Consider the following 18,769-nt stretch of genomic DNA (forward strand, 5'->3'; position numbering starts at 1 on the left):
CCGCCTCACCGGGTGACCGGGAAGAGGAGCTTCTGGTTGTCCGGGTCATACATATTCTCCTGGCGGATGAGGGAAAAGTCCAGGGGGGCGATGGCAGCTTGATCCTGGCCGCGGGCGGACCGCACCGCCGCCTCCACCGCCAGGTAGCCGGCGGCAAACTCATTCTGGGCGGCGCTGAGGGTGATGCTGCTGCGCTCCAGATAGGAGGCGATGGTGCCGGTGGCCCCGGTACCGTAGACCAGCGGCGGCTTCTCCTGCCCCTGCGCCAGTTGGGCGGCCTGCTCCAGGGCGGAGGGCTCAAAGGCAACCACCGCGTCCGGCCGCCGGGCCTGGAGGGTGGCGTTCAGGGTCTCCGCCAGGCTGCGTCCGCCGGAGAGGGTGCACAGATACACCGACCGGCCCGCCTCCTCCAGCACCCGGGCGGCCTCGGTCAGCCGCCGGGATACCCCGGCGCTGCCCGGCGCACTGTCCACCAAAACGGCCTCGCCTCCCTCCGGCACGCCGTTGAGGGCGGCCAGCCCCAGCGCCTGGCCCAGCGCGGCGTTGTCCACCGAGATGCACGCCTTCGCCCCGCTGTCCGCCAGGTCCGACTCCATGGTGACCACCGCGGCGTGGGAGGCGGCCGCCTTTACGGCGTCCGCCAGGTCCGCGGGGTCCGCGGGAACCAGCACCACCGCATCGGCGCCGCCCTCCACCTCCCGGGCAAGCAGGCTGCGCTGCTCCTCCGCGCTGTTGGACTGACTCAGGGTGAGAAAGCGCAGCTCGGCCCCCAGGTCGGCGGCGGCCTGCTCCATGCCCTGTCGGGCCGCCGACCAGCCAGTGCTGTCCGCCTCCCGGATGATGACTGAGACCTCCAGCAGCTCGGTGTCCTGGCGGCCGGGCTGGTCAAAGGCCACCAGGGAGAAGAGCACCCCCAGGCCCAGAGCCACCAGAATGGACATCTGCAGCATGGTCCTGTGCTTCATGCCTCTCCCTCCCTTCGCACGGCGGCCGCCTCCGGCCCCTCCAGAACCGGGAGGCGGATGCACACCGTGGTGCCCGCGTCGGGTTCGCTGTGGATGGCAAGGCCGTACTCCTCCCCGAAGGTGAGCCGGATGCGCTGGTGCACATTCCGCAGCCCGATGCCCGATCCCTTGGTGCCCGGCGCGGCGGCGTAGCTCTGGTCCAGCAGCCGCTCCACCATCTCTTCGGGCATACCGGGGCCGTTGTCGGCCACCTCAATGACCACGTCCTCCCCGTCCCGGCGGGCCCGGACGGTAATCTCCCCGTCCCCGTCGGCATAGGCCATGCCGTGGTAGATGGCGTTTTCCAGGATGGGCTGGACAATGAGTTTGATGGTGTAAAGGCCCTCCACCCCGTCCTCTGCCGCAATGACGGCGGAGAACTTGTTCTTGTAGCGCATCTTCTGGATGGTCAGGTAGTGCCGGGCGTGCTCCAGCTCGTCGGCAATGGGGATGATGTTGCTGCCCCGGCTCAGGGAGATGCGGAAAAACCGGGCCAGGGAGGTTACCATGAGGATGGCCTCGTCGGTGCGGCCGTTCTCGGTCATCCACACCACCGAGTCCAGCGTGTTGTAGAGAAAGTGGGGGTTGATCTGAGACTGGAGCACATCCAGCTCACTGCGCCGCTTCTGGGCCTCCTGCTCGATGATGTCGTCCATCAGGTGGCGCATGGTGGACACCATGGAGCGGATGGAATGGCCCAGGCGCTCGATCTCATAGGGCCCGCTGACGTCGATATCCACCTCCTCCCGGCCGGCCTCCAGCTCCTTCACTGCCCGCTCCAGCGTCTTGATGGGCACGGAGATGCGCTCGGACAGGTGGAGGTTGACAAAGACCAGCAGGAAAATGGAGAAGAGCACCACAAAGAGGAAGAACAGCAGGAGCTGACCGTAGTTGTCCCAGATGTTGTCGGCGGGCACCACGCCCACCAGCTTCCAGCCGGTATAGCCCACGGTCTTGACCGTCACCTGGCGCTTGGCGCCGCCGAAGGTCTCGGCATGGCTGCCGTCCTCATACCCGGCGGCCGTCCGGTTGTTCTCCTCCAGCAGTCCGGCATAGATGAGCTGCTGCCGGGGGTGGTAGATGATCTCCCCGTCCCCGTCGATGAGATAGAGGTAGCCGTCGGAGGAGGCCAGCTCCACGTCCTTGCAGATCTGCTCAATCCCGCTGAAGCTCATATCCACCAGCAGCACGCCCCCCTCGATGGAGCCCGCCCGGGTCAGCTCCACCTGCCGGCTGAGGGAGACCACCCAGCGGTAGCGGTAGTCCGGGTCCTCGAACAGATTCTGGACGTGGGGCGTGGAAAAGTGGAGGTTCTCGATCCGGTCCACCGCCGCAGCGAACCAGTCCTGCCGCTGGGGGGAGACGCTCTTTTTCAGCGTCGCCAGAGGCGTGGCCGACACCAGCTCGCCGCTCTGGGCGAACACGGCGATGGACACCAGGGAATCCCGGTTGTTCTCATAGAGCAGGGCCATCTGGGCGTCCAGGCTGTCGCTTTCCAGGTCGGCATTCTTGATGACCCGGTAATACATGGTGTCCGACACCCGCATCATGCCCCGCAGGTAGGCGTCCAGATTCAGATTCACCTGGGCCAGAACCCGCTGGCTGTTCTTGGCGAGCTGGGCGTTGTTGGAGGCGGAGAAGCGCAGGAACAGGGTCAGCCCCAGGAAGATCATGCCCGCCACGGCCACGGCGGTGAAGGAGAGGGACAGGATGACCTGGATACTGGATCTGCGGTAAAACTTGCCCCAGCGCTCCATGATGGAGCTCAGAAATCCGCCCACGGTCCGCCTCCCTTCCGCGCCTCACCCCGCCCGAAACTTGGTGGGAGAGACGCCAAAATGCTTTTTGAACACATAGCTGAAATAGTTGGGGTCCAGATAGCCGGTCTGCTCGGCAATCCGGTAGGTCTTGTCCTCGGTACCCCGGAGGAGCTCGGCCGCCTTCTCCATGCGCACCACCGTCACATAGGCGATGAAGCTCATGCCCGTCTCCCGCTTGAACAGCGTAGAAAAATAGGCCGGGCTCAGGTGGAGGTGCTCACACAGCTTCTCCACCGACAGCTCGCTCTCGGCGTAATGCCCGGCGATAAAGGCTTTGGCCTTCTCCACCGTCCGCCAGGCCGAGTCGGTCCGCTGCCGGCCGATGAGCTCCCGGATGCGCAGGCAGCGCGCCAGGCACCAGGTCCCCAGCTCCTCTGGCGAGCTGAAGTCGGTGATCTGCACCGCACCGGTAAAGCCGGCGCCAAAGACGGCCTCCAGCTCCAGATCGGCCTCCCGGGTGAGCTTCAGCAGACACGTGAGCAGCTCCAGGAAGAAGAGGTGGCACTGGGACAGGGCCAGCCCCGCCCGCCGGAGCTTGTCCGCCAGGCGGTCCACCGCGGCGCGGATATCCTCCTCGCCGCCCAGCTTCACCGCTCCGGTCAGCTCCCGCTCGTCGTTTTCGTCAAAGGCCAGGCGGGCCTCCGCACCGGGCTCCAAATCTCCGATGTAGATGGCCCGGCCCGTACCCACCAGCACCCGGTAATCCAGCGCGCTGCGGGCCCCCGCCGCCGACTGGGACAGCTCCCCCGGCGAGCCGCAGGGGGCGCCTACCCCCACGGTCAGGGTCAAATTCAGATAGCTCTTGGCCAGCTTGCAGGCCCGGTCCAGCTCCTCAATGAGATCGTAGATGGGGGCCTCGGCCTGGGGAAAGCTGGCCAGGATGGCGATGGCGTCGTTGTAGAGGAACACCTTGGCGCAGCAGGTCCCCGCGCCCAGGTTCTCGTCCAAAAGCTGCTGCACCGACAGGGAGAGCAGCTCCCGCTGGGCCTGGGGCACGTCGAAGTGGGTGAGGGCCGCCGCCCAGGAGCTCCCGCTCAGGTCCAGGTCCAGCCGGGCCGCCCGGTCGTAGACCTGCCCGGCAGGGATGCGTCCCTCCAGCAGGTGGGCATAAAACAGCTCCCGCAGGACAGGCAGGCTCTCCTCATAGCGGCTGCGCAGGATCTCCAGATCCTGGCGCTGGGCCCGCTCGGTATCCAACTGGTCCCGCAGCTTGCGCAGTACCTCGGACAGCTCGGGGGCGTTGATGGGCTTGAGGATATACTCCGACACGTTCATGCGGATGGCCTGCTTGGCATATTCAAAGTCGTCAAAGCCGGAGAACACCACGAACTTGGCGGCCGGCAGCCGCTGGGTCAGGATGCGGCACAGCTCCAGGCCGTCCATGAAGGGCATCTTGATATCGGTGAGCACCACGTCGGGCCGGAGCTGCTCGGCCAGCTCCAGCGCGTCCTGGCCGTTTTCCGCCTCCCCCACCAGGGAGAAGCCCAGTCCCGCCCAGTCCATTTTCCGGCTGATGCCCACCCGGATATCCTCCTCGTCGTCCACCAGGAGCACACGATAGGGGTCCATGGGAGATTCCTCCTCTTTCATCTTACATGTAGTATACCACAGGCCGGGAAAAGATACAAAGGGCGCGCGTCCGTCGGATGCGCGCCCTTTTGCAGGTCGGAAGGCTTATTTCTTGACCAGGTATTTGCGCATGTCCAGCGCGCAGGCAAACAGGATGATGCCGCCCTTGATGAGGTACTGTAGGTTGGGGTCCACCTTCATCATACTCAGGCCGATAAAAATCAGCCGCAGCATGAGCACGCCCACCATAACGCCGCGGATCTTGCCGATGCCGCCGACGAAGCTGACGCCGCCGATGACGCAGGCCGCAATGGCGTCCAGCTCGTAGTTGAAGCCGGTGTTTGCGGTGTTGGAGCCAATCCGGGCACCCTCGATGAAGCCGGTGAAGCCATACATGGCGCCGGCCAGGGCAAAGACCAGGATGGTGGTCAGGAATACGTTGACGCCGGAGACACGGGCGGCCTCCTCGTTGGCGCCCAGGGCGAACATGTTCTTGCCGAAGGTGGTCTTATTCCAGATGAACCACATGATGAGCGTCAGGATAACGGCGAAGAGCACATACCGGGGCACCGGGGTGTCGCCCACGCGGAAGAGCTCGCCCTTGACAAAGTCGGTATAGCTGGCGTCCAGATTGGAGATGGCCATGCCCTTGTTGTTGCCCATCTGCACGTAGAGCAGCAGCAGGGTGTAGACGATGAGCTGGGTGCCCAGGGTGACGATGAAGGGATGGAGCTTGAACTTGGCCACAAAGAAGCCGTTGAAGGCTCCGAAGGCCGCGCCGATGAGCATGGCCACAGGGATGACCACCCAGATGGGCAGGGTGCCGATCTCCGGCCACATCTTGTTGGCCAGGTTGGCGGCGCTCTGGAGCAGGGAGGCCGAGATGCAGGCGGTCAGGCCCACGATACGGCCGGCGGACAGGTCGGTGCCGGTGAGCACGATGCAGCCGCCGATCCCCAATGCGGCAGGCAGATAGGCCGCCGTCTGGGACAGAATGTTGATAATGGAGGCGGGTTTCAGAAAGTTCGGGTTTACGACGGCTATGTAGATCACGGCGATGATCATCAGGATGAGCAGGGCGTTGTTCAGCAGCAGGTTGCCCACCCGCTTGGCATCCCACGCCTGCCGCTCCAGGGCCTTGGATTCTTTACTCATTGCGGCTTCCTCCCTCTTAAACATATTTGGCAGCCAGGGTGAGGATTTCCTCCTGGCTGGTATTTTTAGCGTCAACCTCTCCGGCTAGCTGGCCGCCCGACATGACCAGGATGCGGTCGCAGACGCCCAGCAGCTCCGGCATCTCGGAGGACACCATGATAACCCCCTTGCCCTCGTTGGCCAGATCGATGATGAGCTGGTAGATCTCATACTTGGCGCCCACGTCGATGCCGCGGGTGGGTTCGTCCAGCAGCAGCACCTCCGGCTTGGTCAGCAGCCAGCGGCCGATGATGACCTTCTGCTGGTTGCCGCCGGACAGCGAGCGGATCTGGGTCTTCTGGCTGGGGGTTTTGATGTGCATGGCCTCGATGGCCCACTTGGTGTCTTCCTCCATTTTCTTGTCGCTGAGGCAGACGCCGCCCACCAGATAGTTTTTCAGGTTGGAAATGACCGTATTCTCCCGGATGTCCCGGATGCCGAAGATACCGGTGGCCCGGCGCTCCTCAGTGAGCAGGGCAAAGCCGTTTTTAATGGACTCCCGGGGGGTCCGGTTCCGGATGACCCGGCCATGGAGCTTGATGGTGCCGCCCGCCTTGGTCATGGCGCCGAACAGATTCTCCAGCACCTCGGTACGGCCGGAGCCGTCCAGGCCGGCGATGCCCAGAATCTCCCCCTTGCGGAGCTGGAAGGATGCGTCCTTTAGGCGGGTGTACTTACCCGCCAGGTGCTCCACCTCCAGGATGACTTCGCCGGGCACGTTGGTCTTGGGCGGGAAGCGGTTGGTGAGCTCCCGTCCCACCATCAGCTTGATGATCTCCTCCATGGTCAGCTCCTTGGCCGGCCGGGTGGCCACCCAGGTGCCGTCGCGCATGATGGTCACTTCATCGCTGATGCGGAGGATCTCCTCCATTTTGTGACTGATGTAGATGATGCCGCAGCCCTTGGCCTTGAGCATATTGATGATGCGGAACAGGTGCTCCACCTCCACCTCCGTCAGGGAGGAGGTGGGCTCGTCAAAGACAATGACCTTGGCGTCGTAGGAGACGGCCTTGGCGATCTCCACCATCTGCCGCTGCGACACGGGCATGGCAGACATGGTGGTGCTGGGGTTTACCTTGACCTCCAGCTCGTCAAAGATTTCCTTGGTGCGCTTGCGCATGACGGCCTCGCTGACCATGATGCCGCCCACCTTGGGGTAGCGACCCAGCCACAGGTTGTCCTGCACGCTGCGGGTCAGGGCCTGGTTGAGCTCCTGGTGCACCATGGCCACCCCGTTCTCCAGGGCCTCTTTGGAGCTCTTGAAGTTGACTTCCTTGCCATCCAGGACGATGGTGCCGCTGTCCTTGTTATAAATGCCGAACAGGCACTTCATCAGGGTGGACTTGCCTGCGCCGTTCTCTCCCATCAGGGCGTGCACCGTGCCGGGCCGGACCTTCAGGGATACATTGTCCAGAGCTTTGACGCCGGGAAATTCCTTGCTGATGCCTTTCATTTCCAGCAGTGCCGGCTGATCCATATGCTTCCTCCTCTCCATGGCGCTCCCCGGAGGAGCGCTGCTGTGTGGAGCCGCCGCGCCGGGCGCATCCCGTCCGGCAGGCGCCCGGCGCCGGGGCTCCACGGCGTAAGCGGGGCTGCCAGATGGCAGCCCCGCTCGTCCGTTGGTGTGTTCGGTTGGGGCGATGCGTACTGTTTTGTATCCGGGTCTGCCTTATTCGGCGGTGTACACGCCGTAGGGCACACGGATCTTGGCCACGCCCTCGTCCACGTTCAGGTCGCCGGTGTTGTCCATCAGGGCGGCGCCGTCCTTGATGTTGCCCACCAGGGTGGTAATGGTCTCGGCCATGCCGGCGGCGTCCTGCATGATGGTGCCGGTCATCTTGCCCTCGTCGATGGCCTGCTTGGCGGAGGCGATGGCATCCACGCCGAAGACGGGGATGGTCTTGCTGCTGCCGTCGCCCAGGTTGTAGCCGGCGGTCTGCAGGGAGGAGATGGCGCCCAGTGCCATGTCGTCGTTGTTGGCAATGATCAGCTCGACCATGTTGCCGTTGGCCTCAGAGTACTCGGCCAGGATGGTGTCCATGTAAGCCACGGCGGCGGCGGCGGACCAGGCGCCGTTCTGGTCAACCTGATACTTGGTATCCACGTCGCCGGCGTAGTAGGCCAGCGCGGGCTTGCCGGCCTCGGTCAGGACGGTGTCGGCATCCTCCACGCCGAACTGGGTACGGGCCTCGGCCTCGGCGTTGCCCTCCTGGCCCTTGAACATGACATAGGAGATGACGCCGTCGCCGTTCAGATCCACGGCCTCATAGTTCGCCAGCAGGTACTCGCCGATGAGCTTGCCCTGCATGTGGCCGGCCTCGGGGGCGTCGGTGCCCACGAAGGCGCACTTGTCATAGCTGTTCACCACGTCGTCGGAGACCTCGCGGTTGAAGAAGATGATGGGAATGCCGGCGTCCTTGGCGGCGTTCACAGCGTTCTGGGCGGCGTCCGGGGAGGACGTCTCCACGATGTTGACGATCAGCAGGTTGGCGCCATTGGCCAGCGCGGTGTTGATCTGGTCGGTCTGCTGGGACTGGTTGCCGGCGCCGTCAAAGTTGTCGTAGTTGACGCCCAGGGCGGTCAGCATCTCGTCCATATTGTTGCGGACGCTGGAGATGTACACGTCGGAGTAGTTGTAGTAGAACACGGCCACGTTCAGCTCACCGGCCTGAGCGGGCTGGCTCTCCGCAGGAGCAGAGGCGGAGGGGGAGGGAGAGGCGCTGCTGCCGGAGCCGCTGCCGGAGCAGCCGGCGAAGGCGGCAAACATGAGAACGGCTGCAAGAACAAGAGCAAGTTTCTTCTTCATCGTTTTTCCTCCTAAATGATACATATCGTTTTTTGCAGGGTTCCATCCGCTGGGGAACGTCTTTCCCCGGGACGCCTCTATTGTAATCGGCCGGGCGGGAAAAGACGATAGAAAATTCTTTGCTCTTCTAGGAAAAAACTTTGCTTCCATGACAACTACGGTGCATAAGTTTCTTCATTTTTGTCGTTTTTGCCTAATATTGGTGGAATGTAACGAAGGATTCCTCCGCGTGTTCCGCATAGCGCGCCCTCAGAGTGTACCCGTTCGTCCTACCCTGCTGCCGGGCGCGCGGGGAGTGAGGAGGGATGCTTCATGGCAAGCGGACAGACCGCGCATTACGGGCTCTCCCAGTGGGAGCCGGAGGACAGTTTTTTGCGGGAGGAGTTTAACGCGAACTTCTCCAAGATCGACACGGAGGTGTTCAGCAAGGCGGAAGCCGTGACCGGGACCTACACCGGGGACGGGGAGTCGGAGCGGATCATCGAATTGGGCTTCTCGCCCACGGCGGTGCTGCTGCTCCGCAATACCGGCGCCAGCAAGGACAGCAGCAACTATTACGGGGGCCTGGCCCTGCGGGACCACCCCGTCCTCCTGCCCACCGGGGCGACGGTGCTGGCCATCACCGGCAGCGGCTTTTCCGTCCACGTCGGCGGCTCGGCCAGCATCAGCAATTCCAACGGCAGCGGCTCTCTGTTCCACTACCTCGCCTTTCGCTGAGCCAGAGGCGCGCCGAGCAAAAGGCCCGGACCGGCGATGGCCGTCCCGGGCCTTTTTTGTCCCGGCTGGACGGGAAGCTGCCCCGCGTCTGTTCGGAATGACTTGAACGGGGGGCCGAAAATGCATGGTTGACTTTTCCTCTGCCTGCGGTATAATCAAAAGGGTCCCGTCTGAAAAGGCCGGGACCCTTTTTGGATATCTTCAAATTTGATATGCCGCATCATGTCCTCGGGTAGGAGCTGCCGTTCAGGCAGGCCCGGGGATGAGGGAATCCGGTGAAAGTCCGGAGCATTGCCCGTTGCCGTATGCGCTTGAGGCTGTCGTTCGTGACGTGAGTCGGTCATTGGGGAAACCTGAGAAGGCGGAACGACAGACGGGGAGGGTTTCCAGGGTCAGACCTCCGGATGGCGCGAGCCGGAAGACCTATGATGCTCGAAGCCGGAGGCGCGCCGCGCGCCGAGGGACAGGGGCCCACGCGAACAGACGGACGTGGTGAATCAAAGGATTCACCACGTCCGTTTTTTGATGACAGAAGGGGGAGCGATTGGATGAAACGATTCAGTCAGAGAGGGCTCAGCCTGCTGCTGGCCCTGGCGGCAGTCATCTGCCTGGCCAATCCGGTCTGGGCCGCCGGATCGGACGACGCTCTGGAGGCCGCCCTGGCGGACACCGCGCAGTATGTCTGCGCCGCCGTACCCGAGCCCCGGGTGGGCTCCATCGGCGGAGAGTGGGCGGTGCTGGGCCTGGCCCGCAGCGGCTATGCGGTGCCGGAGGGGTACTACCAGAGCTACTATGACGCGGTGGAGGCCTATGTTAAGGCCCGGAACGGCATCCTCCACGACAAGAAGTACACCGAATATGCCCGGGTCATCCTGGCCCTGACCGCCATCGGCCGGGATGCCCGGGATGTGGCGGGCTATGACCTGACGCTGCCCCTGGGCGACTACGACAAGACCGTCTGGCAGGGAATCAACGGTCCCATTTGGGCTCTGATCGCCCTGGATTCCGGGGACTACCCCATGCCGGAAAACCCCGCGGCGGAGACCCAGGCCACCCGCCAGATGTATCTCGACCACATCCTGGACCGCCAGCGCTCCGACGGCGGCTGGAGTCTGGCGGGGGAGGACGGCGCGGGCTCCGACCCGGATGTCACCGCCACGGCGCTCCAGGCCCTGGCCAAATACCAGGACCAGCCGGCCGTGGCCGCGGCCACCCGGGAGGCTCTGGCCTGTCTGTCCGGTCAGCAGGACGGGCAGGGCGGCTTTGCAAGCTGGAGCACCAGCAATTCGGAGAGCGTAGTGCAGGTGCTGGTGGCCCTGTGTGAGCTGGGGCTTCCTCTGGATGACGCCCGCTTTGTCAAAAACGGCTCTACTCTGCTGGACAATCTGCTGCTCTTCTACCGGAGGGGAGCCGGGTTTGTCCACACCGGCGCGGGCACGGGCTCCAGCCAGATGGCCACGGAGCAGGCGCTCTACGGTCTGGCCGCCGCCCAGCGGGCCCGGGAGGGCCGCAGCAGCCTCTACCGCATGGGTGACGCGGCCCCTGCGGCCGGAACGTCGGGCTCTGCGCCGGAGGGCGGCCCGGCGGGCAGGGACCCGGCGGTACGGCCCCAGCCGGTCACCGCCCCCGGCGTCACCTTCCCGGACCTCTCCGGTCATGCCGACCGGGCTGCCGTGGAGGCTCTGGCCGCCCGGGGCATCATCACCGGCGGCGACGACGGTCTGTTCCGCCCCGACGGTGCCATGACCCGGGCGGAGTTTGCCACCATCGTGGTGCGGGCCCTGGGCCTGGCTGCCGGCCCCCTCGGCGGGGAGACCGTCTTTTCCGACGTGGCTCCGGAGGCGTGGTATGCCCCCTACGTGGACGTCGCCTACCGCCGCGGCATCGTAAGCGGCGTGGGCGACGGCAAGTTCCGGCCTGACGGCACCCTCTCCCGGCAGGAGGCCGCCGTCATGGTGGCCCGGGCCGCCGGACTGTGCGGTCTGGATACGGCGCTGGACGCCGCCGCCGTGCGCAGCCTGCTGGCCTCCTTCTCCGACTATGTCACCACGGCGGCGTGGGCGCGGGAGAGCCTGGCCTTCTGTTATCAGGAGAACATTCTGGACCCGTCCGACCTGGCGATCCGCCCCGCGGAGGCCATCCGGCGCTGTGAGGTCGCCCGGATGCTCTTCCGGATGCTGGACCGGGCCGAACTGCTCGTATAGGAGGCACAGCATGTGGTGGAACCGATCTAAGCGGCAGATTCTGATCCTGGTGCTCCTGGCGGCGGTGCTGGCCGGCGCCTTCTGGCTGGGCGGCAACGCGCCGGGCAGCCGGGGCTGGGCACCGGAGGCTCCGGCGGCGCCCTCTGCCAGCGCGGCACAGACGGAGGTCCTCCCAGCGCCGTCTGTCAGCCCCACTCCTGCCCCCTCAACAGCTCCCACCGTCACGCCGGAGCCGGCGGAACCCCCGGAAGCCCTCCCCGTGTCCCCGATGCCGGAGGAGATGCCCGCAGCACCTCTACCGATGCAGACACCCGCGCCCCTTACGCCGCCTCCCTCCGCCGGTGCGGGAGCCTCAGTCCTCCAGGGCATGGGGGGTACGGACCCGTCGCTCGCCGCCCCGGCGCCGGAGGGAAAGCCCCAGCCGGTGGACCCCCAGGACGCGGCTTTCTCCGACGTGGCCCACACCTGCACCCTCTCGGTCCGGTGCGACACCATTCTGGACCACCTGGATTGGCTGGACGCGGAGAAGGCCGAGCTGGTGCCGGAGGACGGCGTGATCTTTCCGGAGACCCAGGTCACCTTTTACGAGGGAGAGAGCGTCTTCAACCTGCTCCAGCGTGAGATGAAGCAGGCCAAGATCCACCTGGAGTTTGAAGAGACACCCCTTTATCACTCCGCCTACATCGAGGGCATCCACAACCTCTATGAATTTGACTGCGGCGAGGGGTCCGGCTGGACCTACCGGGTCAACGGCTGGTTCCCCAACTACGGCTGCTCCCGCTACCAGCTTCAGGAGGGGGATGTGGTGGAATGGCTCTACACCTGCGACCTGGGCGCCGACGTAGGTGCCCTCTCCTCCGTCGGAGGGGCGTAACATACCGGGCGGCGCGGCAGACCCCCGCGCCGCCTTTTTGAAATGGACTGATGCGTTTGCAATCCAGAGATGCCTTTTCCAGCTACCACCCGGCGGTGAACTTTCTTTATTTCGGCCTGGTGCTGTTCTTTACCATGTGCTTTCTGCATCCGGCCTGCCTGCTGCTCTCCCTGGCCGCCGCCCTGCGGTACGCCGTCTGCCTCAACGGGCGCCGGGCGGTGCGGCGCAGCCTGCGCTACCTGCTGCCTGCGGCGCTGCTGGCCGCCCTCATCAATCCGGCCTTCAACCACCAGGGGGCCACGATCCTGACCTACCTGCCCTCGGGCAACCCCCTGACGCTGGAGAGCATTGCCTACGGCCTGGCTGCCGCCGCCCTGCTCTCCGCCGTGGTCACTTGGTTTTCCTGCTATACGGCGGTGATGACTTCCGACAAGTTCGTCTATCTCTTCGGGCGGGTCATCCCCGCCCTCTCCCTGGTCCTCTCCATGGCCCTGCGGTTCGTGCCCAGGTTCCAGGTCCAGGCCCGGGCGGTGTCTCAGGCCCAGCGCTGCGTCGGGCGGGACGTGTCGGACGGCAGCCTCCTACAGCGCCTGCGCAATGGGGTGACCATCCTCTCCATCCTGCTCACCTGGTGCCTGGAAAACGCCCTCGAGACGGCGGACAGCATGAAGAGCCGGGGCTACGGTCTGCCGGGGCGAACCGCCTTTTCCATCTATCGTCTGGACGACCGGGACCAGGCCGCCCTCTGGTGGCTGGGGGCTCTGGGCGGCTATATCCTGTCCATGTGGGGGGCGGGCGGCTTTGCCTGCCGCTACTTTCCCACCTTCCGCCTGGCCCCCCGGGACGGCTGGAGCCTCTCCGGGCTGCTGGCGTTCGGGCTTTTGTGCCTGACGCCGGTCATCATAGATCGAAGGGAGGATCGCCAGTGGACACGTTTGCGATCCATGACCTGACCTTCTTTTACCCTGGGCAGGCGGTCCCCGCCCTGGACCGGCTGGACCTGACCGTCCGGTCGGGGGAATTTTGGGTGCTGTGCGGCCCTTCGGGCTGCGGCAAATCCACCCTGCTGCGCCAGCTCAAGACGGTGCTGGCCCCCCATGGCCACCGGCTGGGGGAGATCCGCTTTGAGGGCGTCCCCCTGGACGAGCTGGACCAGCGGGAGCAGGCGGCGCGCATTGGCTTCGTGCTCCAGTCCCCGGAGAACCAGCTCGTCACCGATAAGGTGTGGCATGAGCTGGCCTTCGGCCTGGAGAGCCTGGGCTACGACACCCCCACCATCCGCCGGCGGGTGGCCGAAATGGCCTCCTTTTTCGGTATCCAGACCTGGTTTTACAAAAACGTAGCCGAGCTGTCCGGCGGACAGAAGCAGCTTTTGAACCTGGCCTCGGTCATGGCCATGCAGCCCTCTGTGCTGATTCTCGACGAGCCCACCAGTCAGTTGGACCCCATCGCCGCGGCCGATTTCCTGGCCACTCTGGGCAAGATCAACCGAGAGCTGGGCACCACCATTCTCCTCACCGAGCACCGGCTGGAAGATGCCTTCCCCCTGGCCGGCCGCGTGGCGGTGCTGGACCGGGGCAGGCTCCTGTGCACCGGCACCCCCAGCCAGGTGGGCGCCGCCCTGAAGGACGCCGGCCACGCCATGTTCCAGGCCATGCCCGCACCCATGCGCATCTGGGCGGCGGTGGGGGATTCCTCCCCCTGCCCCGTCACCGTCCGGGAGGGACGGGACTGGCTGGGCCGTTTCGCCGCCGCTCACCCCCTGGGAGCGCTCCCGGAGGAGCAGCGGCACGCCTATCCGCCGGAGGCCGCCATCACCGCCCGGGACCTGTGGTTCAAGTATGAAAAGGACCTGCCCGACGTGGTGAAGGGCCTGTCCCTTACGGTGCGGAGGGGGGAATTCTTGGCCCTGCTGGGGGGGAACGGCACCGGCAAGACCACCAGCCTGAAGCTGCTCTCCGGCCTGCTGCAGCCCTGCCGCGGGGAGCTGGAGACGGTGGGCCGGCTGGGCGTACTGCCCCAGAACCCCCAGGCCCTGTTTGTGAAAAAGACGGTGCGTGAGGACCTTTTCGAGCTTCTGAAGGGCCGACCGCTGCCCAGGGCCGCGCAGGAGGAGCAGGTCGCCCGTGCGGTGACGCTGTGCCGTCTGGAGGAGCTGCTGGACCGGCACCCCTACGACCTCTCCGGCGGCGAGCAGCAGCGGGCCGCTCTGGCCAAGATCCTGCTGCTGGAGCCGGACGTCCTGCTGCTGGACGAGCCCACCAAGGGGCTGGACGCCGGGTTTAAGCAGACTCTGGCCGAGATCCTGCAGCGGCTCCTGCGCCGGGGGGTGCCCGTCCTTATGGTCAGCCACGACATTGAGTTCTGCGCCCGCTACGCCCACCGCTGCGCGCTGTTTTTTGATGGGACGATCGTCACAGAGGGCCCGCCCCGGGCATTTTTCTCCGGCAACAGCTTCTACACCACCGCCGCCAACCGGATGGCCCGGGCCCGCCTGCCGGGGGCGGTCACCGCCGAGGAGGTCATTGCCGCCTGCGGCGGCGCCCTGCCGCCGGAACCGGAGCTGCCGGAGGCGTCCCCGCCCCTTCCTCCCCCCGGCGTACACAGCGCCGACGACCGGCCCGGGCCCCTGCCCTGGTGGCGCCGGCTGATCGCCGCCGTATCCGCCGCCGCTGCACTGCTCCTGCTGTGCAATGCCGTGGGCGCGGCCGATCTGACCGCCCTGATCGGTGCGGCAGGGGCCTCCTCTGCCGGCATGACCCATCTCAAGCTGGACGCCCTTCTCCTGGCCGCTCTGCTGGTCTTTACCCTGGCGGTCAGCCGCCGGGCCCCACCCCCTGTGGTTCCCATCCAGGTCCCGCGGGAGCGGCGCAGGCTCCCCAAGCGCACTGTGGCGGCGGCGGTCATGATCCTGCTGCTGATCCCGGTGACCCTCTTCGTGGGGCTTTTTTATCTGGACAACAAGAAGTATTACTTCATCTCCCTGCTGATCCTGCTGGAGTGTATGGCGCCCTTCTTCCTTCTCTTCGAGGGGAGAAAGCCCCAAGCCCGGGAGCTGGTGGTCATCGCAGTGCTCTGCGCGGTGGCCGTGGCGGGCCGGGCGGCGTTATTCATGCTGCCCCAGTGCAAGCCGGTGATGGCCCTTACGATTCTGGCCGGCGTGGCTTTCGGGGGGGAGGCCGGCTTCCTGGTGGGAGCTATGACCATGCTGCTGTCCAACCTTCTCTTCGCCCAGGGGCCGTGGACTCCCTATCAGATGTTCGCCATGGGCATCATCGGCTTTCTGGCGGGCCTGCTGTTCCGCAGGGGGCTGCTCCGCCGCAGCCGGGTCTCGCTGGCCGTCTTCGGCGCGCTGGCGGCCATCGTGGTCTACGGCGGAATCATGAACCCGGTATCCGCCCTGTTGTGGTCTCAGGCGCTCAATGGAGCGGTCCTGCTGACCTATTACCTCTCCGGCTTTCCCATGGACCTGATCCAGGCAATCGCCACCTTCCTGTTCCTCTGGTTTGCCGCCGAACCCTTGCTGGAAAAGCTGGAGCGCATCAAGGTAAAGTACGGGCTGATGGAGTAGGGCCGGAAAAAGCGGCGGCTGCCGCTCCAAAGGGCCATAAAGCCCCAGGGTCCCCGGAAAGGCAATGCCTTTCCGGGGACCCTGGGGCTTGGCTTTTTCAGACCAGCAGACGGCTTTCCCGGATGTTGTCCAGGGCCAGCTTCATCTCCGCCTCGGTACGCACCAGGGCCAGGCGCACATAGCCCTCTCCCGAGGGGCCGAAGGCGCTGCCCGGCGTCACCAGCAGGCCGGTACGCTGGAGGAGCTGCTCACAAAAGTGCTGGGAATCCCCAAATCCCTCCGGGATCTTGGCCCACACAAACATGGTGGAGGAACACCGGGGGACGTTCCAGCCCAGGGCGGTCAGGCCGTCGCACAGGTAGTTGCGCCGCGCCTCATAGGCCCGCCGGGTGGTCTCCACACAGCTCTGATCTCCGGTAATGGCGGCGATGGCCGCCCGCTGGACGGGCAGGAACATGCCGTAGTCCATATTGGACTTCAGCTTGGCCAACTGTCCCACCATCTCGGCATTGCCCACGCAGAAGCCCACCCGGGCCCCGGCCAGAGCGTAGGTCTTGGAGAGGGAATTGAACTCCACGCCCACGTCGGCAGCCCCCTCAAAACGCAGGAAGCTGCCCCACTGCGCCCCGTCGTAGACCAGCTCACTGTAGGCGTTGTCGTGGAGGACGCCGATCCCGTACTCCCGGGCAAAGGCGATCAGGTCGCGGTAGAAGGCGTCGGGAGCCATGGCCGTAGTGGGGTTATTGGGGTAGGACACCACCATCAGCTTGGCCCGCTTGGCCACCTCCGTGGGGATATCCCGCAGGTCGATGACGAAGTCCTTCTCCGGCTTCATCGGCATATAGTGCAGCTCCGCCCCGGCCAGCTTGGGCCCGTCGGCAAAGACCGGGTAGCAGGGGTCGGGCACCAGCACCACGTCCCCCTCGTCGGCCAGGGTCAGCGCAATATGGGCCAGCCCCTCCTGGGAGCCCAGCAGCGAGGTGATCTGCGCCGCCGGGTCCAGCGTCACCCCGTAGCGCCGCTGATACCAGGCCGCCACCGCCTGATGCAGCTCATTCAGATCCTGAATGGCGTAGATGTAGTTTTTGGGGTCCATGGCTGCGTCGGCCAAGGCCCGCATCACGTGCTCCGCCGGCGCCAGATTGGGCGCGCCGATGCTCATATCCACTACCGTGCCGCCCGCCGCCAGTCGGGCGCTCTTCAGGTCCAGCAGCTTGGAAAAGATGCCGGTCTCGAAGCGCTCCATCCGTTTTGCAAATTCCATTGTCCCCTGCACTCCATATCTCAAAATTTTCCTCCATCTTAGCACTTTTTCCCTGCCTTTGCAATGGCAGTGGTACAAAAAGGCCCCCGCCGCAGCCTGGGGCGCGGTGGGGGCGCTTGCGCTCTGGAAGGCTTACACCAACTGGATGATGGCCATCTCAGCGGCGTCGCCGCGGCGGGGGCCGATCTTGACGATACGGGTGTAGCCGCCGTCACGGTCAGCATACTTTGGGCCGATCTCGTCAAACAGCTTCTTGGCCACGTCCTCCTTGGTGATGAAGGCCAGAGCTTGACGGTAGGTGGCCAGGTTATTCTTCTTGGCCAGGGTAATCATCTTCTCGGTCATGGGGGCCACTTCCCTGGCACGGGTAACGGTGGTCTTGATCTGACCGTTCTCCAGCAGGTAGGTCACCATGGCGCGCAGCATCGCCTTCCGCTGATCGGTCGGCTTGCCCAGCTTGCGGTATCCGGACATTTGACTCAACTCCTATAGGCATTTCGCGCGGCGAAATCCATCGTAAATTCGTCCTGAGGGTCCTTCCCTCGGAAGAGCGCCGCCCGGACGGGCGGCATCGGACGGGCCGTGTCCGGGAGGGGACGTTACATGCCCCCGGACTGCTCTTCTGCGCTCCTGAGCGACGGAACCGCCGCCCGGAAGCCTCTGTCAGTTGTTCTCGTCGCTGGCCAGGGACAGGCCCATCATAGCCAGCTTGTTGATGACCTCTTCCAGGCTCTTCCGGCCCAGATTGCGCACCTTCATCATCTCGTCCTCGGTCTTGGAGATCAGGTCCTCCACCGTGTTGATGTTGGCCCGCTTGAGGCAGTTGAAGGACCGGACCGACAGATCCAGCTCTTCGATGGTCAGCTCCAGCACCTTGTCGCGCTGCGCCTCGGCCTTCTCCACCACGGTGGATTTGTTGCCCATGGTCTCGCTCAGGTCGGTGAACAGCATGAAGTGGTCGCACAGGATGCGGGCACCGAGGCTCACGGCATCCCGGGCCGTGATGGTGCCGTTGGTCCACACCTCCAGCGTCAGCTTGTCGAAGTCGGTCAGGTCGCCCACGCGGGTGTTCTCCACCGTGTAGTTGACCTTCTTGACGGGGGTGTAGATGGAGTCCACCGGGATGAGCCCGATGATGGTCTGGGCGGGCTTGTTCCGGTCGGCGGGGACATAGCCCCGACCGTGGGACAGGGTGAGCTCCATGTTGAGGGTGGCGTCGGGACCCAGGGTGGCGATGTGGTGGGTGGGGTTGAGCACCTCCACCTCTCCGTCCGCCTTGATGTCGCCGGCCGTGACCTCACCCTCGCCGCTCATCTCGATATACACCGTCTTCACGCCCTCGGAGTGCAGCTTGGCGATGATGCCTTTCACGTTGAGGACGATCTCCGTCACGTCTTCCTTTACACCAGGGATGGTGGAGAACTCATGCTGGATACCGGCGATCTTGATGGAGGTGACCGCGGTACCGGGCAGAGACGAGAGCAGGATGCGGCGCAGGGAGTTGCCCAGAGTCGTGCCATAGCCGCGCTCCAGGGGCTCGACCACGTACTTGCCGTAGGAGCCGTCACCGGGATTCTCCACGCATTCGATGCGCGGCTTTTCGATTTCTACCATGTGATAGTTACCCTCCTTGTTGCGGCGGCGGACGGGTGCATCCGCCGTATCGTCATTCACGGGGCCGCCGGGCCGGTTTTGGACGCCGGCCCGCAGGCGGCGGCCCCTCGCTTCCATGAGTCGAGGGTATTA

General features: G+C 65.1%; 14 protein-coding genes and 1 riboswitch. Of the genes, 5 read left to right on the forward strand and 9 right to left on the reverse strand.

Going from position 1 to position 18,769, the window contains the following annotated elements; translation table 11 throughout:
* Window positions 1–5: 5 nt before the first annotated feature.
* The 6 genes from BN2154_RS01805 to BN2154_RS01830 all read right to left on the reverse strand — a co-directional run bounded on the left by BN2154_RS01805 (window position 6) and on the right by BN2154_RS01830 (window position 8,393).
* Window positions 6–965, reverse strand: a complete 960-nt coding sequence (locus tag BN2154_RS01805; protein ID WP_050617163.1) for a sugar ABC transporter substrate-binding protein — start codon at window positions 963–965, stop codon at window positions 6–8.
* Window positions 962–2,761 (reverse strand): sensor histidine kinase, encoded by a 1,800-nt coding sequence (locus BN2154_RS01810; protein ID WP_050617592.1) that lies wholly within the window; start codon window positions 2,759–2,761, stop codon window positions 962–964. Before BN2154_RS01810 ends, BN2154_RS01805 begins: the two co-directional genes overlap by 4 nt.
* A gap of 45 nt (window positions 2,762–2,806) precedes the next feature.
* Window positions 2,807–4,393 (reverse strand): response regulator, encoded by a 1,587-nt coding sequence (locus tag BN2154_RS01815; protein WP_050617164.1) that lies wholly within the window; start codon window positions 4,391–4,393, stop codon window positions 2,807–2,809.
* Window positions 4,394–4,498: 105 nt separating this feature from the next.
* Entirely contained in the window at window positions 4,499–5,548 is a 1,050-nt protein-coding gene (locus tag BN2154_RS01820) for a galactose/methyl galactoside ABC transporter permease MglC (RefSeq protein WP_094762309.1), read from the reverse strand.
* A 16-nt stretch (window positions 5,549–5,564) separates the two neighbouring features.
* Window positions 5,565–7,064 (reverse strand): sugar ABC transporter ATP-binding protein, encoded by a 1,500-nt coding sequence (locus BN2154_RS01825; RefSeq protein WP_050617165.1) that lies wholly within the window; start codon window positions 7,062–7,064, stop codon window positions 5,565–5,567.
* Between the two features lie 192 nt (window positions 7,065–7,256).
* Window positions 7,257–8,393, reverse strand: a complete 1,137-nt coding sequence (locus tag BN2154_RS01830; RefSeq protein WP_050617166.1) for a galactose ABC transporter substrate-binding protein — start codon at window positions 8,391–8,393, stop codon at window positions 7,257–7,259.
* A 312-nt stretch (window positions 8,394–8,705) separates the two neighbouring features.
* Here BN2154_RS01830 and BN2154_RS01835 point away from each other — a divergent pair, with 312 nt between their 5' ends.
* The 5 genes from BN2154_RS01835 (at window position 8,706) to BN2154_RS01855 (ending at window position 15,759) form a co-directional block, all read left to right on the forward strand.
* Window positions 8,706–9,110, forward strand: a complete 405-nt coding sequence (locus BN2154_RS01835; protein WP_050617167.1) for a hypothetical protein — start codon at window positions 8,706–8,708, stop codon at window positions 9,108–9,110.
* 205 nt (window positions 9,111–9,315) lie between these two features.
* Window positions 9,316–9,553: riboswitch (cobalamin riboswitch) on the forward strand.
* Window positions 9,554–9,658: 105 nt separating this feature from the next.
* Complete coding sequence (locus BN2154_RS01840) at window positions 9,659–11,314, forward strand: S-layer homology domain-containing protein (protein WP_050617168.1); 1,656 nt, start codon at window positions 9,659–9,661, stop codon at window positions 11,312–11,314.
* A gap of 10 nt (window positions 11,315–11,324) precedes the next feature.
* Window positions 11,325–12,188 (forward strand): DUF4430 domain-containing protein, encoded by an 864-nt coding sequence (locus BN2154_RS01845; RefSeq protein ID WP_050617169.1) that lies wholly within the window; start codon window positions 11,325–11,327, stop codon window positions 12,186–12,188.
* Window positions 12,189–12,238: 50 nt separating this feature from the next.
* The gene (locus tag BN2154_RS01850) at window positions 12,239–13,141 is read left to right on the forward strand and encodes an energy-coupling factor transporter transmembrane component T (RefSeq protein WP_050617170.1); all 903 of its coding nucleotides are present in this window, start codon (window positions 12,239–12,241) and stop codon (window positions 13,139–13,141) included.
* Entirely contained in the window at window positions 13,114–15,759 is a 2,646-nt protein-coding gene (locus BN2154_RS01855; protein WP_050617171.1) for an ATP-binding cassette domain-containing protein, read from the forward strand. Before BN2154_RS01850 ends, BN2154_RS01855 begins: the two co-directional genes overlap by 28 nt.
* Window positions 15,760–15,856: 97 nt before the next feature.
* On the opposite strand, the gene BN2154_RS01860 is transcribed toward BN2154_RS01855, so the two are convergent.
* The 3 genes from BN2154_RS01860 to BN2154_RS01870 form a co-directional block, all read right to left on the reverse strand.
* Entirely contained in the window at window positions 15,857–17,023 is a 1,167-nt protein-coding gene (locus BN2154_RS01860; RefSeq protein WP_050617172.1) for an aminotransferase class I/II-fold pyridoxal phosphate-dependent enzyme, read from the reverse strand.
* Between the two features lie 132 nt (window positions 17,024–17,155).
* A complete protein-coding gene (gene rplQ / locus BN2154_RS01865) occupies window positions 17,156–17,497 on the reverse strand; it encodes a 50S ribosomal protein L17 (protein ID WP_050617173.1) in 342 nt (113 codons plus the stop codon).
* 189 nt (window positions 17,498–17,686) lie between these two features.
* Window positions 17,687–18,637 carry a DNA-directed RNA polymerase subunit alpha gene (locus BN2154_RS01870; RefSeq protein WP_050617174.1) on the reverse strand — a complete coding sequence of 317 codons (951 nt, stop codon included), beginning with the start codon at window positions 18,635–18,637 and terminating at the stop codon, window positions 17,687–17,689.
* Window positions 18,638–18,769: the final 132 nt, after the last annotated feature.

Source organism: Intestinimonas massiliensis (ex Afouda et al. 2020) (assembly GCF_001244995.1).
In the GTDB taxonomy this organism is placed as follows: domain Bacteria; phylum Bacillota; class Clostridia; order Oscillospirales; family Oscillospiraceae; genus Intestinimonas; species Intestinimonas massiliensis.